This is a genomic window from Chryseobacterium sp. II3a (assembly GCF_057815135.1).
On sequence record NZ_JBYPZJ010000004.1, the window covers coordinates 163,867 to 177,659 of the forward strand.

13 protein-coding genes are annotated in these 13,793 nt (G+C 35.2%); 7 read left to right on the top strand and 6 right to left on the bottom strand.

Annotation, left to right across the window (positions count from 1 at the left end):
• Positions 1-54: 54 nt before the first annotated feature.
• Complete coding sequence (locus tag AC3HD6_RS12015; protein WP_488896549.1) at positions 55-660, bottom strand: DNA polymerase ligase N-terminal domain-containing protein; 606 nt, start codon at positions 658-660, stop codon at positions 55-57.
• Positions 660-1,445, bottom strand: coding sequence for a non-homologous end joining protein Ku (gene ku / locus AC3HD6_RS12020; protein WP_488896550.1), 786 nt, complete (start codon positions 1,443-1,445; stop codon positions 660-662). The genes AC3HD6_RS12015 and ku overlap by 1 nt, the downstream gene beginning before the upstream one ends.
• A 145-nt stretch (positions 1,446-1,590) precedes the next feature.
• Here ku and AC3HD6_RS12025 point away from each other — a divergent pair, with 145 nt between their 5' ends.
• Both AC3HD6_RS12025 and AC3HD6_RS12030 read left to right on the top strand, forming a co-directional pair.
• The gene (locus AC3HD6_RS12025) at positions 1,591-2,163 is read left to right on the top strand and encodes a Crp/Fnr family transcriptional regulator (protein ID WP_488896551.1); all 573 of its coding nucleotides are present in this window, start codon (positions 1,591-1,593) and stop codon (positions 2,161-2,163) included.
• A gap of 304 nt (positions 2,164-2,467) precedes the next feature.
• A complete protein-coding gene (locus tag AC3HD6_RS12030) occupies positions 2,468-3,736 on the top strand; it encodes an adenylosuccinate synthase (RefSeq protein ID WP_488896552.1) in 1,269 nt (422 codons plus the stop codon).
• A gap of 23 nt (positions 3,737-3,759) precedes the next feature.
• Here the strand turns inward: AC3HD6_RS12030 and AC3HD6_RS12035 are convergent, their stop codons facing one another.
• Positions 3,760-4,380, bottom strand: coding sequence for a hypothetical protein (locus AC3HD6_RS12035; protein ID WP_488896553.1), 621 nt, complete (start codon positions 4,378-4,380; stop codon positions 3,760-3,762).
• Between the two features lie 50 nt (positions 4,381-4,430).
• Positions 4,431-6,185: an aspartate--tRNA ligase gene (aspS, locus tag AC3HD6_RS12040; protein WP_488896554.1), complete on the bottom strand. Its 1,755-nt coding sequence runs from the start codon at positions 6,183-6,185 to the stop codon at positions 4,431-4,433.
• A 184-nt stretch (positions 6,186-6,369) separates the two neighbouring features.
• On the opposite strand from aspS, the gene AC3HD6_RS12045 reads away from it, so the two are divergent.
• Positions 6,370-7,764 (top strand): MATE family efflux transporter, encoded by a 1,395-nt coding sequence (locus AC3HD6_RS12045; protein WP_488896555.1) that lies wholly within the window; start codon positions 6,370-6,372, stop codon positions 7,762-7,764.
• A gap of 198 nt (positions 7,765-7,962) precedes the next feature.
• Positions 7,963-8,082 carry a 30S ribosomal protein THX gene (locus AC3HD6_RS12050; RefSeq protein ID WP_123857915.1) on the top strand — a complete coding sequence of 40 codons (120 nt, stop codon included), beginning with the start codon at positions 7,963-7,965 and terminating at the stop codon, positions 8,080-8,082.
• Between the two features lie 60 nt (positions 8,083-8,142).
• Here the strand turns inward: AC3HD6_RS12050 and AC3HD6_RS12055 are convergent, their stop codons facing one another.
• A complete protein-coding gene (locus tag AC3HD6_RS12055) occupies positions 8,143-8,796 on the bottom strand; it encodes a DUF937 domain-containing protein (protein WP_488896556.1) in 654 nt (217 codons plus the stop codon).
• Positions 8,797-8,980: 184 nt separating this feature from the next.
• Positions 8,981-9,490: a DUF2480 family protein gene (locus AC3HD6_RS12060; protein ID WP_488896557.1), complete on the bottom strand. Its 510-nt coding sequence runs from the start codon at positions 9,488-9,490 to the stop codon at positions 8,981-8,983.
• Between the two features lie 149 nt (positions 9,491-9,639).
• On the opposite strand from AC3HD6_RS12060, the gene lpxB reads away from it, so the two are divergent.
• The 3 genes from lpxB to AC3HD6_RS12075 all read left to right on the top strand — a co-directional run bounded on the left by lpxB (position 9,640) and on the right by AC3HD6_RS12075 (position 13,779).
• Positions 9,640-10,743, top strand: a complete 1,104-nt coding sequence (gene lpxB / locus AC3HD6_RS12065) for a lipid-A-disaccharide synthase (protein ID WP_488896558.1) — start codon at positions 9,640-9,642, stop codon at positions 10,741-10,743.
• A gap of 98 nt (positions 10,744-10,841) precedes the next feature.
• A complete protein-coding gene (locus AC3HD6_RS12070) occupies positions 10,842-11,861 on the top strand; it encodes a glycoside hydrolase family 99 protein (protein ID WP_488896559.1) in 1,020 nt (339 codons plus the stop codon).
• Between the two features lie 145 nt (positions 11,862-12,006).
• A complete protein-coding gene (locus tag AC3HD6_RS12075; protein WP_488896560.1) occupies positions 12,007-13,779 on the top strand; it encodes a ComEC/Rec2 family competence protein in 1,773 nt (590 codons plus the stop codon).
• Positions 13,780-13,793: the final 14 nt, after the last annotated feature.

Consider the following 13,793-nt stretch of genomic DNA (forward strand, 5'->3'; position numbering starts at 1 on the left):
GAAGTTTTTTCTCATTAGTTAAAGAATTAAAACTTCTGAATCTTTTTTCTGAAGTTATGACTTCTTTTTTGCGTTTGTTTTTAGGCTTTTTTTTTCCTCGAGGAATTGGGTGACCAAAGATTTTGGTGATGTATTTTTTTCAGCATCGTAAGGACTTTCTGCAAATTCGTCTTTATGCTTAATGAGCAGCCAGGCATTCTCTTCAGAATTTTTCATTTTAACCAAAGCAAATTCGCCTTTTAATTTTTTACCGTGTAAAATAAATTTTAAAGAACCAGCATGCAGCTCTTTCAGTAATTCTTTTTCATCGGAGATTTTACTGCTCTCTTCCAACGGTTCGTAGGTTCCGCTATCCCATACTTCAACTTGTCCCGCCCCATAATTGCCTTCAGGGATATTGCCTTCAAAATCTTTATAATCGTAAGGGTGATCTTCTACCATCATAGCCAAGCGTTTGTCTTGTGGATCCAATGAGGGACCCTTTGGAACTGCCCAGCTCTTTAGTACACCTTCCATTTCCAGACGGAAGTCATAGTGAAGACGGGTTGCAGCATGTCTTTGAATAACGAAAATTAGCTTGTTTTTACTCTTTTTCGTTTTTCCTTTAGGTTCACTGGTTTCGTTAAACTTACGTTTCTGTTGATAATCTTTAAGAGCCATTATGATGCAGATTTAGATTTAGATGTATTCAGACTGGCTTTTAACTGAGCCATGAGGTCAATCACTTTACCTTCTTTAGCAGGTGGTGCTTTTTTGGTTTTAATACTTTTACCTTTTGCTTTCTGCTTGATGATTTTTAAAAGCTCATCAGAGTAGGTATCTTTATACATAGCTGGGTCAAAATCCTGAGAAAGTTGTTCAATAAGATTAACAGCCATTTTCAATTCTGCAGGTTTTGGAGCTTTGTGTGCAGGAATTTTTAAATCCGCATAATCTCTTATTTCCTGGTTGAATCTCAGGCGATTCAGAATCAATACATCATCATTATATGGACGTATCATCCCGATGGATTCACTTTCGCGGAGTACAAAAGTCCCGATTCCGACCATTTTCGTTTTTTTTAGAGCATTTAACAGAAGTCTGTAAGCACTTTCACCATTTTTCTGTGGCTCTAGGTAATATGGAGTTTCAAAATAAACACTGTCTACCTCTTCCTCCTTTACAAACTGATCAATAGAAAGTATTTTTGTTTTTTCAGGGCTTGCTGCTTCATAATCGTCTTCATCCAGAACAATATATTTATCATCCATGAGATAGCCTTTAACAATGTTTTCCCATTTTACTTCTTTTCCTGTGTTTTCATTAACTCTTTTAAACCGAATGTTGGAAAAATCGGATTTGTCGAGCATATCAAGGTCCAGTTTGCTGGTCTCCGTTGCTGAGTAAATTTTAACAGGGATATTTACTAAACCGAAGCCAATGGCACCATTCCAAATTGCTTTCATTGTCTTACGTTTTTAAAAATCAAGCAATTAACATGCCGATGGACAGGCGTGTGGTATGTTTTGTAAAGCTTTTTGCCAAATGACAATTGTTTTTACACTCTACTTTTATACCTTTATCTTTGCGCAATTTGTGGGGCAAAATAACATGGAAGAACTTTTTAATTATATCAAAAAATTTGGATTGCTGAATGCACAAGATGAACTTCTGATCAAAGAGGGAATTCAGAAAATTTCTGTAAAGAAAGGTGAAATTTTTGTAGAGGCAGGAAAAGTAAGCCAAAAGATTGCTTTTGTTAAAGAAGGAGTATTCCGGTCTCTGTATTATAACAAAGAAGGTGATGATTTTACCCGTTATTTTATTTATGAAGGTCGATTTATTGGAGACTTCCAGGGATTTACCGATCAACTTCCTGCTCATGAATATATAGAAGCAATTACCGATGCCGTTTTACTTGTTATTGATCTTAATCATTTTAAAATATTAGAGGAAAAAATAGCGATATGGCCTGTTTTATTTGCCCGTATTCATGGTTTTGTTGCTGAAAATAAGCTTAAAGTAGCAAGCATTATGCTTAATCAGGATGCAAAATCCAGGTACATTCATTTTCTTACTCATTATCCGGGATTAGCCAATAGGGTTCCCCAATCTATGCTGGCCTCTTATCTTGGGGTGACGCCTTCGTCGTTGAGCAGAATTAGGAGAACGATCAATGAGTAATAAGTAATGAGGCCTTCTCATAATAAAATATCAGGTAAAGATCAAAATACAAGATCTCCGATCTTATTATTTTTTGTTTAATGTATACATGCGAATGGTAAATTCAATAGGCATAGGCTTTAGCCCATTCTATCATTAACAAAATAATCCATTTGCTTTAGCCAAAACCTATTAAACCCTCAAAATAAATTCCGGATCAAACTCATAAATATTTGTATTATAAATTCCTGCAACACACGTTTTTGCCAAATGGCAATGGCCTCTCTTTCAAACTGCCATAGCTTTGCACCATAAAAATAATTATATGGATATTGTATTAGGACTTCAATGGGGAGATGAAGGTAAAGGAAAGTTTATTGATCTTATCAGTGAAAATTATGATATTGCTGCCCGTTTTAATGGAGGCTCGAATGCTGGCCACAGTATTGAAAGAAACGGGAAGAGAATCACCCTTAAAATGATTCCTTCAGGAATTTTTATGTCGGGAGTACAGAATGTGATCGGGACGGGAACTGTTCTTGACCCTGTAAGCTTTAAAAATGAAATTCTGAATCTAAAGAAGTTTGATGAAACGCTTCAGCCACAGAAAAATCTTATTATTTCTAAAAAAGCCCATTTTGTTCTGCCTACTTATAAGCTTATGGATGTTTTCATGGAAGAGAATCCGGCTTACACAACTATAGGAACAACAAAAAATGGAATTGCTCAGGCGTATTCCAATAAAATTTTAAGACAGAATGTAAGAATTGGAGATATGTATTTACCGGATTTTCAGGAAAAGGTAGATCATATTCTGAAGAGAGACTATCAGTTTTTGGCTGATGGAGGTATGGAATTACCATCTTTAGAATCAATTCGTGAAGAATTTTTTGCCGCGGTAGAGTTTTTAAAGCAATACAATTGTATAGAAACTGAACTGTTTCTGAATAAGGCCCTATTAGCAGGAAAAACAATATTAGGAGAAGGATCTCAGGCCACATTATTAGATATAGATCATGGTACTTATCCTTATGTAACTTCTTCTTCCACGATTGCATCTGGAGCTTGCAGCGGATTGGGAATTTCTCCGAAAAAGATCGGTGAGATTTATGGTATTGCCAAAGCTTATTGTACAAGAGTAGGAAACGGAATATTCCCAACGGAGTTGTTTGATGAGATGGGTGAGGAAATCAGAATAAAGGGCAATGAATTTGGTTCTAACACTGGTCGTCCGAGAAGAACAGGATGGTTAGATCTTCCTGCTTTACGATATGCAGTAATGATCAATGGCGTTACCCAATTGGTTCTGACTAAAGCGGATGTTTTAAGCGGATTAAAATCAGTAGCAGTTTGTACTCATTATGAGTTGGAGGATGGAACTATTGAAACCACTGCCGGAACACTTCCTGAAAATGCTAAACCTGTATTCCAATGGCTGGAGGGCTGGAATGCTGATTTTTCAATGATTAAAGATCCTTCTGCTCTTCCACAGGAATTGATGAACTTTCTTTCCTTTTTGGAACAAGAAGTAGGAGTTCCGGTAACCTACCTTTCTATCGGTCCGGGAAGAGAAGAGATTTTGAAAATGAAATAAGTTGATATAAAGGTAAAGCGGGATTATTTCCCGCTTTTATTTTGTATTTCCCAATGCTGCAAGAATTCCAGATCAATATAATAGTTGCTGGGAATGTATTTATCAAAATAGACTTTAGTAGATAAAAATTGTTGGGTAATAATTTCCTTTAAAGTTATTTTGTCAATATTGGTGTAGGCAGTAAGGAATGTTGAAGTATTACCTTTCGTATATTCAATGGTCATTTTTGTTTTTACAAATTCGATATCAGATTTGTTATAGAAAATATTGACATAATCATTTTGATCTTTACCCACTCCAAAAACATAGCTTTCTATCATGGCACGACTCAAATCTACATTTTCAAAGATTTTGTGACGTTTTATATCTTGAATAACAATTTCTTTATTAAAGTTTTCAAGAGGAAATCCTTTCTCGCTTTCAATTATCGAATAAACATAATAGTAAACAGGAACAAGAATAAGAATTCCGATTACGAAATAACCTGCTTTAAAATCTAAATTACTTTCATATTTGGAATAACCGATTCCATGAAAAAATAAAAATAAACCAATTAGCCAAATTATAGTAATAGCGATTTTTAGCGGTGTCCATTTTTTGTTTTTTGGAAGTGGAGTACTTACTTTTTCCTCTGATCTATTCATATGTGGTTTTCATGGTATAAAAAAAGCGGGGCAAATACCCCGCTTTAAATTTATGCTTTTAAATCTAATTTTAACTCTAGTTCATCAAGTTGTGCATCAGCAATGGAAGCCGGCGCATCAATCATTACATCACGCCCAGAATTGTTCTTAGGGAATGCGATATAATCTCTGATCACTTCATTTCCATCAAGGATCGCTACCAAACGGTCAAATCCGAATGCTAAACCACCATGTGGCGGTGCTCCGTACTTAAATGCATTCATTAAGAATCCAAACTGAGCTTCTGCTTCTTCTTTTGAGAATCCTAACAGGTCAAACATTTTAGATTGAAGATCTCTGTCGAAAATTCTGATAGATCCACCTCCGATTTCGTTACCGTTAAGTACCATATCATAAGCGTTGGCTCTTGCTTTTCCAGGATCTGTTTCCAGTAAGTGAATGTCTTCAGGTTTTGGAGATGTGAAAGGGTGGTGCATTGCGTGATATCTTTCAGTGTCTTCATCCCATTCTAATAGAGGGAAGTCAACAACCCAAAGTGGTGCAAATACGTTTCCTTTTCTTAACCCTAAACGGTTACCAAGCTCCATTCTCAATGCAGAAAGCTGAGCTCTTACTTTGTTCTCGTTTCCAGAAAGAATCAACATTAAGTCACCTTCTTTAGCTCCGAATTTTTCAATGATTTTCGCTAAATCTTCTTCGTTATAGAATTTGTTTACCGATGAGGTTTTCACTCCGTCATTCTGGAATTTAACCCAAACCATTCCTGAAGCACCAATCTGTGGACGTTTTACCCAATCCACAAGCTCATCAATCTGCTTTCTTGTATAGTCTGCACATCCTTCAACATTGATTCCGACAACCAATTCAGCTTCATCAAATATTTTAAAGTCTTTTCCTTTTACAAGCTCGTTCAATTCTACGAATTCCATCCCGAAACGGATATCCGGTTTGTCATTTCCGTATTTTCTCATCGCATCTGCGAAGGTCATTCTTGGGAAATCTCCAAATTCCTGACCTGTAATATCTTTGATAAGCGTTTTGGTCATTCCTTCGAAAACATTCATTACATCTTCCTGCTCTACAAAAGCCATCTCACAATCTATCTGTGTAAATTCCGGCTGTCTGTCGGCTCTTAAATCCTCATCACGGAAACATTTTACAATCTGGAAATATTTATCCATTCCACCTACCATCAAAAGCTGTTTGAAAGTCTGTGGAGACTGTGGAAGTGCATAAAACTGTCCCGGGTTCATTCTGCTCGGAACGACAAAGTCTCTTGCTCCTTCCGGAGTAGACTTAATCAAAACAGGAGTTTCCACCTCAATAAAACCTTCATCAGATAAATAATTTCTTACTTTCTGAGCCATTTTATGACGGAAGATCAATTTATCTTTTACAGGATTTCTTCTGATGTCCAGGTAACGGTATTTCATTCTTAATTCTTCCCCACCATCAGTTTCATCTTCAATAGTGAAAGGTGGAAGCTGAGAATCATTCAGAATGGTTAGTTTTTCAACTAAAATCTCAATTTCTCCTGTAGGAATATTAGGATTTTTACTTACTCTCTCAATTACTTTTCCAGTAGCCTGAATAACGAATTCACGGCCTAATTTTTTAGCTTCTTCCATTAATTGTGCAGAAGAACGCTCCTGGTCCAATACCAGCTGGGTAATTCCGTAACGATCTCGAAGATCTACCCAAATCATAAATCCTTTATCACGGATAGTCTGTACCCATCCAGATAGTGTAACTTCTTCATTCAGATTTTTCAGAGATAGCTCTCCGTTGGTGTGTGATCGAAACATAATTATTTGTTTAAAGTTCAATGTTTAAGGTTCATTTTCGAACCTTGAATTTTTCGTTGGCAAAGATAAGATTTTTGCAGGTTTTATAAATAAAAAAACTTCTGATTAATTTTATTGCCAATTGCTAAGACTTACTATGGTACAGATTTGTATTTTTGAGACTATCTAAATTATAACCAGAGAAATGACTAAATATATTGACTTTTTAAAAAAAGCCTTTAGTGGAGAAGAAACCGATTTTACGAAGATAAATATCAGGAGTGCCGTTTTGCTTCTCGCGATTCCTATGATGTTGGAAATGGCGATGGAATCGGTATTTGCACTGGTTGATCTATATTTTGTAGGGCATCTGAAGGAGAGTGGTTTTGCGATTCAGACTGTAGGTCTTACCGAGTCTGTACTTTCTGTAATGTACTCTATTGCCATCGGGATGAGTATGGCAGCAACAGCGATGGTAGCAAGAAGAATTGGAGAGAAAAATCCGGAACACGCTTCCCGGAGTGCTGCGCAGGTGCTGTTGGTTTCATTCGCAATAACGCTTGTTTTAAGCATTCTAGGAGTAGTATATGCCGAAGAAATTCTGATCCTGATGGGATCAAGGCCGGAGGCAGCTGCTTATGGAAAAGATTTTACAAGAATTATGATGGGAAGCAGTACCATCATAATGCTCCTATTCCTGATCAATGGGATCTTTAGAGGAGCAGGAAATGCGATGATTGCAATGAAAAGCTTATGGATTGCAAATATTGCCAATATTATTTTATGTCCGGTTCTGATTAAAGGTTGGGGACCAATTCCGGCAATGGGTCTTACTGGAGCTGCTTTGGCTACTACTATTGGACGAAGTATCGGGGTAATTTATCAGTTGTATCATCTTTTAGTGGCAGATACACAGATCCGAATCAAACTTTCTTACTTTAAACCAAATTCAGAATTAATTAAATCCATCATAAAAATTGCCACTCCCGGTATTTTTCAGTTTGTAATCGCTTCGTGCAGCTGGATCTTTTTAGCGGAACTGGTAGCAACAACAGGAGGTGAAAATGCTTCAGCCGGTTATCAGACAGCCCTGAGATTGATGATGTTCTTTATGCTTCCAGCTTGGGGACTAAGTAATGCAGCATCCACTTTGGTGGGACAGAATATGGGAGCCAATGAAATGTTGAGGGCAGAACAATCGGTGATGAAGACCGTAAAATATAATGTGATTTTCATGGTGATGGTAAGCTTAATATTTATTCTTTTCGGTAATTTCTTAGTAAGTTTCTTTACCCAGGAAATGGAAATCAAGGATTTTGCTAAAAATGCACTTCATATCATGAGTATTGGCTTTATTTTCTATGGAATCGGAATGGTGATGATTAATGCATTCAATGGAGCAGGAGATACCTGGACACCAACTTGTGTGAATCTTTTCGGATTCTGGATGTTTCAGATTCCCTTAGCCTATTTTCTCTCCAGATATCTGGAAATGGGACCGAAGGGAGTATTTATTTCAATTCCTGCAGCAGAAACCCTGATTACGATTGTTGCTTTTATTTTGTTTAGAAAAGGAAAGTGGAAAACCGTCAAAGTATAAGATAAAGGAGGATGGATGCTGGGAGTTATGAAGGTAGAAGTACAAATTATCATCTTTTATTGTAATTGATTGATCATGGTAGTATCAAATTAACTATTGACATAACTTTCATCTTTCAGCCTCCATCTTCGTTACTTAAATATTTGGATTTTAGGCATGTATTTCCTAAATTCGTAATAACAACAAACATTTATTACTATGGGAAAAGGAGACAAAAAATCGAGAAGGGGTAAAATCAATTCAGGAAACTACGGAAAAAGAAGACCTAGGAAGGCATCAAAATCTTTTGTAGCATCCGAAGAAAAATCTAAAAAGTAAAAACAATAAAAAAGACCGGAGAAAATTTCTCCGGTCTTTTTCTATGACAAATTAAATTAATTATTTTCCAAAAATATTTCCAAGGATACTTCCTAATCCGCCGCCTTGCTGCTGTTGGTTTCCACCACCACCAAGTACGCTGCCTAAAATATCATTTAGAGGATTTCCTGATGACTGAGCCTGCCCGCCACCTAAAACGCTTCCAAGAATCTCATTTAATGGGTTGGATTGTTGAGTCTGCGCTTGGTTAGAGGCATTACCTAAAATTCCCCCTAAAAGATCTCCCAAACCTCCTGCGCCAACATTGCTTTGTTGTTTTTGTTGTCCGATATATCCCATAACAACCGGCGCTAACATGGCAAGAATAGGTCCTATCTTGTCAATTGAAATTCCTGTGTTTTGCGATAACTGGTTTTCTACTGTACTTTTTTGTCCGCCAAAGATATGGTCGAGAATAGATCCGCCTTCAGCCTGTCTGGCTTCAATTTGTGAAGGATCGTTTAAAATACTTCCGTTATGGTCTTTATCTAGAGCACTGTTTAATGCTTCAGCTTCTTTAGCATCTTGAGATTTATTTCTGAGATAAGAAATGATAAGAGGAGTAGCTACTGCTAATAAAGCAATTACCTGATTTCTATTGATTCCGAATTTGTTTTCAGCCTGTTCAGCAACCTGGTTGCTAGTGTTCCCTGTAAGTAGGTCTATTAAGCTCATTGTTTGTGTTTATTAAAGTATTAATTGACTCAAAGTTATCAAAAAATATGCCTCATAAAATACTTCAGATTCATAATTATTGTTAAAGTTTCCTGATCTGTGTTTTGGAGTATTCTATTCCTTTTTTAGAAGATAGTTTTTAATATAAAATTTATCAATAAATGCTTTTACAAAAGCTTAATCTTTAATTCTTTACAATCGGAACATTAGAGCATGCTTCACCAAACATCAAAGATTTTACAAGAGGTTTTAGCTGCTCCACTAGTTCTATATAAGCATTTTCAGGGATTTCCTTATCTGAACACCCTTTTACCAATACTCTTTTTCCTCTCATATCTTCGAAATCATAGGTTTGGATGGCATTGTGCATGAGAATAACTTCCAAGTCTTCTTTACTTCCAAATACGATTTTTTTTGCAACATCTGTAAGCTTGGCAGTCAGTACAAAATAAGCCCATAGGGGAATAATAGTATCTACAGAATTGTAAATATATATATAAGAGTCTTTGTATTCTTCAACATTAATGGCTTCTACTTTTTCACGGAAATCTTTCTCTTTCAGAATCATCTCCTGAAAAAGAAAATCTTTAAGGTCAATACCTTTTCTTGGGCCTTTTGGAAGCAAAGTAGAGAGGTCAAAGTTTACTAAGCCGCTCTCTGCAACTTTATTTCTGATTTCAAATTCTTCTGACATTTTTATCATTATCTTTGAACAAATTTACGAATTAAGATCAATATACATTTTAATTTGTTCTCTATACTTACCATAGAAACTGCCCATGATTTAGAATGATAAACTATTTCTGAGGGTTATTAAAAAACAAAAAAAAGATTTCGAAAGAAATGAAATATTACATTATTGCAGGAGAGGCTTCCGGTGATCTTCATGGAAGTAATTTGATGAAAGCTCTTAAACAAAAGGACCCGAATGCAGAATTCAGGTTTTGGGGCGGTGATCTGATGAATGCTCAGGGTGGAACACTGGTAAAGCATTATCGTGATCTGGCATTTATGGGGTTTCTGGAAGTGGTCATGAATCTTAGAACGATTTTGAATAACATCAAATTCTGCAAAGAAGATATTCAGAATAACAGACCTGATGTTTTAATTCTGGTAGATTATCCGGGATTTAATCTAAGAATAGCCAAATTTGCCAAGGAATTAGGTATTAAGGTAATTTATTATATTTCGCCCCAGCTTTGGGCCTGGAAAGAAGGAAGAGTAGAGATCATCAAAAAATATGTGGATGAAATGATGGTTATTCTTCCGTTTGAAGAAGATTTTTATAGAAAACATGGCGTTCATTCGCACTTTGTAGGTCATCCTTTACTGGATGCGATCTCTGACCTAAAGGAAATCAGTATTGATGGTTTTAAAGAAGAAAATGGATTAAACGAAAAAGAAATTATAGCCCTTTTACCTGGTTCCAGAAAACAGGAAGTGGAAAAAATGCTTGAAATTATGCTTTCTGTAAGACCATATTTTAAAAACTATCAGTTTGTGATTGCTGGGGCACCAAGTCTTCCTAAAGAGTTTTATGAGAAATATGTAGATGATAATGTACATTTTGTTTCGAACAAAACCTACGATCTGCTCAGATGTTCAAAAGCAGCTCTGGTAACTTCCGGAACAGCTACATTAGAAACAGCTCTGCTGAATATTCCTGAAGTGGTATGTTATCGTGGAAGTGCTGTTTCTTATGCGATTGCTAAAAGGCTTGTGAAAAATATCAATTATATTTCATTAGTGAACCTTATCATGGATAGGGAAGTCGTGAAAGAGCTTATCCAGAGCGATTTGAATACTAAGAATTTGGTCAATGAACTCAATAAGGTTTTAGAAGGAGAAAAAAGAGAAAAGGTTCTTAACGATTATAGTCTTTTGAGAGAAAAACTTGGTGGAAAAGGGGCTAGTGATCATGCTGCTGAAGTGATTTTAAAAGTCTGAAACGAATATATATCCTCTATTATACCATGAAGTATTTAAAGAATTTTCTATTATTACTTGGTTGTACAATTTTCTCATTAAGTTTTGCTCAAAAAGAAATGCTATCAAGAGATAAAGTCCAGATTTTCTATTATGGCTGGTACGGAAACCAAAAAACAGACGGAAGTCTACAGCATTGGAATCATGAAATTATCCCGCATTGGAATAATCCTAAATGGAATAATCTTGGGCACTACAAAGGCGGAGATGATATTGGCGCCAATTTTTACCCGGAATTAGGGAATTATAGCTCCAATGATAAAATAATCATAGAAAAACACATGAAGATGATGAAAGAAGCTGGTGTGGGGGTTGTGGTTGTAAGTTGGTTAGGAAAAAATTCATTTACAGATAAAAGTCTGGTGCAGTATCTTGATATTGCAGACCGTTTTAATTTGAAAATAGCCTTTCATATAGAACCTTTCTATAAATCTATTACAGAACTTAGAGATCAGCTTTCTTATCTTGTTAAAACATACGCTCATCATCCAGCCTTTTACAAGAAAGATGGAAAACCTTTGTATTATGTTTATGACAGTTATAAAATAGCTCCAGAAGAATGGTCAAAACTTCTTTCCAAAAGTGGTGAGAAAACAGTCCGTAATACAGAGCTAGATGCCTATTACATTGGACTGTGGGTAGAGAAAAAAGATTCTGCTTTTTTTGATGCTTCCGGTTTTGATGGCTTTTATACTTATTTTGCCAGTGAAGGTTTTGTTTTCGGAAGCACAACTTCTAACTGGGAGTATATGGCACAGTATGCAAAAGATCATCATCTTATTTTTATTCCATGTGTAGGTCCGGGTTATTCCGATACCAGAATCAGACCTTGGAATGAAGCCAATTTTAAAAGCAGAGAAAATGGAAAATATTACGAACGAATGTTTGATGCTGCCATTAAAGTGAATCCTGAATTTATAGGCATTACCTCATTTAACGAATGGCATGAAGGAACCCAGATAGAGCCTGCAATTCCTAAAAAGACAGACCATTTCATCTATGAAGATTATGGTAAAGATCCATGGATGTACATTAAAGAAACAAAACGTTTGACGGATAAGTTCTTGAAAATAAAATAAAACTTTTTCGTATAAACTTAATTTCATAGCAAAAAAATAAGCGCCCTGTTAATCTATTTGAAGTTAGCAGGGTGTTTTATTTAGTAATTACAGTGATAATAATCTATGGATCAATTTCCTATATTGGTGATGTAATTAATTGAAATTGAATAAACAACCACTGTTAATCTTAGCCATATGCTTTGTTCTTGGAATTTTTTTTCAGGATCAATTTTTATTGGAAAGAGAAGGGATCTATGGTATTGTGATTATGAATGTTGGGATTTTAATTTCTATATTTTTTACCACATATTTTTTATATAAAATCAGGGATATTCTTTTGGGAATATTGTTCTTTGGAATAGGTATAATTCTTCATTTCTGTAATTCCTTGCCTCAAAAGAATGATATACCTGTGAATAAAAGCGAAACTATTGTTTTTAAAATTTCACAGAAATTAAATTCAACAGAAAAGTATAAGAAGTATCAAGGGATAGCTCAATGGGAGAAAACTATTTTTAATTCGGTTATTTATATTCCGAAAAATCACGAAGAGTTAGATGGTAAGCATTATTACAAAGCTGAAGCCTATATTGTGAAACCCCAGAAGCCTCAATATGATTTTCAGTTTAATTATGCTCAATATCTGAAACGAAAAAATATTGATTATCAAACCTATATTTCGAAAGAATTCTCCTCGGTAGAGCGGAATGATTTAAGTTTTACTGAGCAAATCAGGCAATACAGGTTCAATGTTCTGAGGAAAATTAACAAAACGGAAATGTCCGCTAATACCAGAGAGTTTCTAAAAGGAATTATTCTGGCGGACCGGACTGAAATGGATGCGACCACTGTACAGGATTTTAACAGATCTGGGTTGGTTCATTTATTGGCAATTTCTGGAACTCATATTGTCATTATTTTTGGACTTTTTTATTTTTTGATGATCCGTTGTATTCCTTTGCAATTCAGAAAATACGCCATTGTTTTAAGTTTGATATTTATTTGGCTCTTTGCTTTATTTATAGGATTTGGAAATTCAGTGCTGAGGTCTTGTATCATGTTGAGTGTCTATTTTATGTTTATTCTATTGCAGAGAAAACCGGATTTGCTGCATTCATTGGCATTATCGGCATTTATGATTCTGATTTTGGATACTCAGCAGCTTTTTGATGTGGGTTTTCAGCTTAGTTTTGTGGCAGTATTAGGAATTTTTTGGTTGAATCAGCCGCTTTTGAAGTATTTCCCAAGAGCTGATCATTATTTCAAAAAATTGATTTTTAATACCATTACAATATCCATATCAGCACAGTTGGCAACACTACCGCTGGTTCTGTATTATTTTCATCAGTTTTCATTTGTTTCAATTGTTGCCAATATTATTATTGTTCCTTTTTCTGAAGTCATCATTGTGTTTTCATTTCTGATGACGTTTCTTATTGCTTTTGGTGTGGATTTTAGTTTTATTAATAAGTTGTATGATGGAGTTATACAAATACTTCTTAAGGTTATTCACTGGTTTGCTGGGGCAGATATGGCATTAATTAAAAGTATTCCGATGAATCTGATTGAAGTATTAGCCATATCAATCGCGATATATTTGTTAAGAGCATTGATTCTAAAAATAAACTTTAAAAATTCCATGAATTTCATAATGGCTGTTGTAGCGTTTCTGATGGTGAGGATAGGATGTAATATTGTTGGAAATCAGAAGGAAGAAGTCCTTTTTCATTCCTTTGGTAAGAATAAAATCATCTCCGTCAAGAAAGGAAATAAAGTTTGTTTTTGGATTCCTGATAGGACAAACAGAGAGAAGGTTTTACAATTTATCATTGAGCCGTATTGTTCCTACAGAAGGATAGATCATTTTGAGATAAAAAAGATTCCTTTTTCAACTAAAAAAATAGTTTTTAGGGATCATGTTTATGATATGAAATAAAGTTTTTGGATTTT

Bases quoted from the DNA above. Each gene is read 5' to 3' on its own strand.
- AC3HD6_RS12030 (WP_488896552.1), top strand. From the start codon at position 2,468: ATGGATATTGTATTAGGACTTCAATGGGGAGATGAAGGTAAAGGAAAG.
- AC3HD6_RS12015 (WP_488896549.1), bottom strand. From the start codon at position 660: ATGGCTCTTAAAGATTATCAACAGAAACGTAAGTTTAACGAAACCAGT.
- AC3HD6_RS12050 (WP_123857915.1), top strand. From the start codon at position 7,963: ATGGGAAAAGGAGACAAAAAATCGAGAAGGGGTAAAATCAATTCAGGA.
- AC3HD6_RS12060 (WP_488896557.1), bottom strand. From the start codon at position 9,490: ATGTCAGAAGAATTTGAAATCAGAAATAAAGTTGCAGAGAGCGGCTTA.
- AC3HD6_RS12070 (WP_488896559.1), top strand. From the start codon at position 10,842: ATGCTATCAAGAGATAAAGTCCAGATTTTCTATTATGGCTGGTACGGA.
- ku (WP_488896550.1), bottom strand. From the start codon at position 1,445: ATGAAAGCAATTTGGAATGGTGCCATTGGCTTCGGTTTAGTAAATATC.
- AC3HD6_RS12055 (WP_488896556.1), bottom strand. From the start codon at position 8,796: ATGAGCTTAATAGACCTACTTACAGGGAACACTAGCAACCAGGTTGCT.
- AC3HD6_RS12035 (WP_488896553.1), bottom strand. From the start codon at position 4,380: ATGAATAGATCAGAGGAAAAAGTAAGTACTCCACTTCCAAAAAACAAA.
- aspS (WP_488896554.1), bottom strand. From the start codon at position 6,185: ATGTTTCGATCACACACCAACGGAGAGCTATCTCTGAAAAATCTGAAT.
- AC3HD6_RS12025 (WP_488896551.1), top strand. From the start codon at position 1,591: ATGGAAGAACTTTTTAATTATATCAAAAAATTTGGATTGCTGAATGCA.
- AC3HD6_RS12045 (WP_488896555.1), top strand. From the start codon at position 6,370: ATGACTAAATATATTGACTTTTTAAAAAAAGCCTTTAGTGGAGAAGAA.
- lpxB (WP_488896558.1), top strand. From the start codon at position 9,640: ATGAAATATTACATTATTGCAGGAGAGGCTTCCGGTGATCTTCATGGA.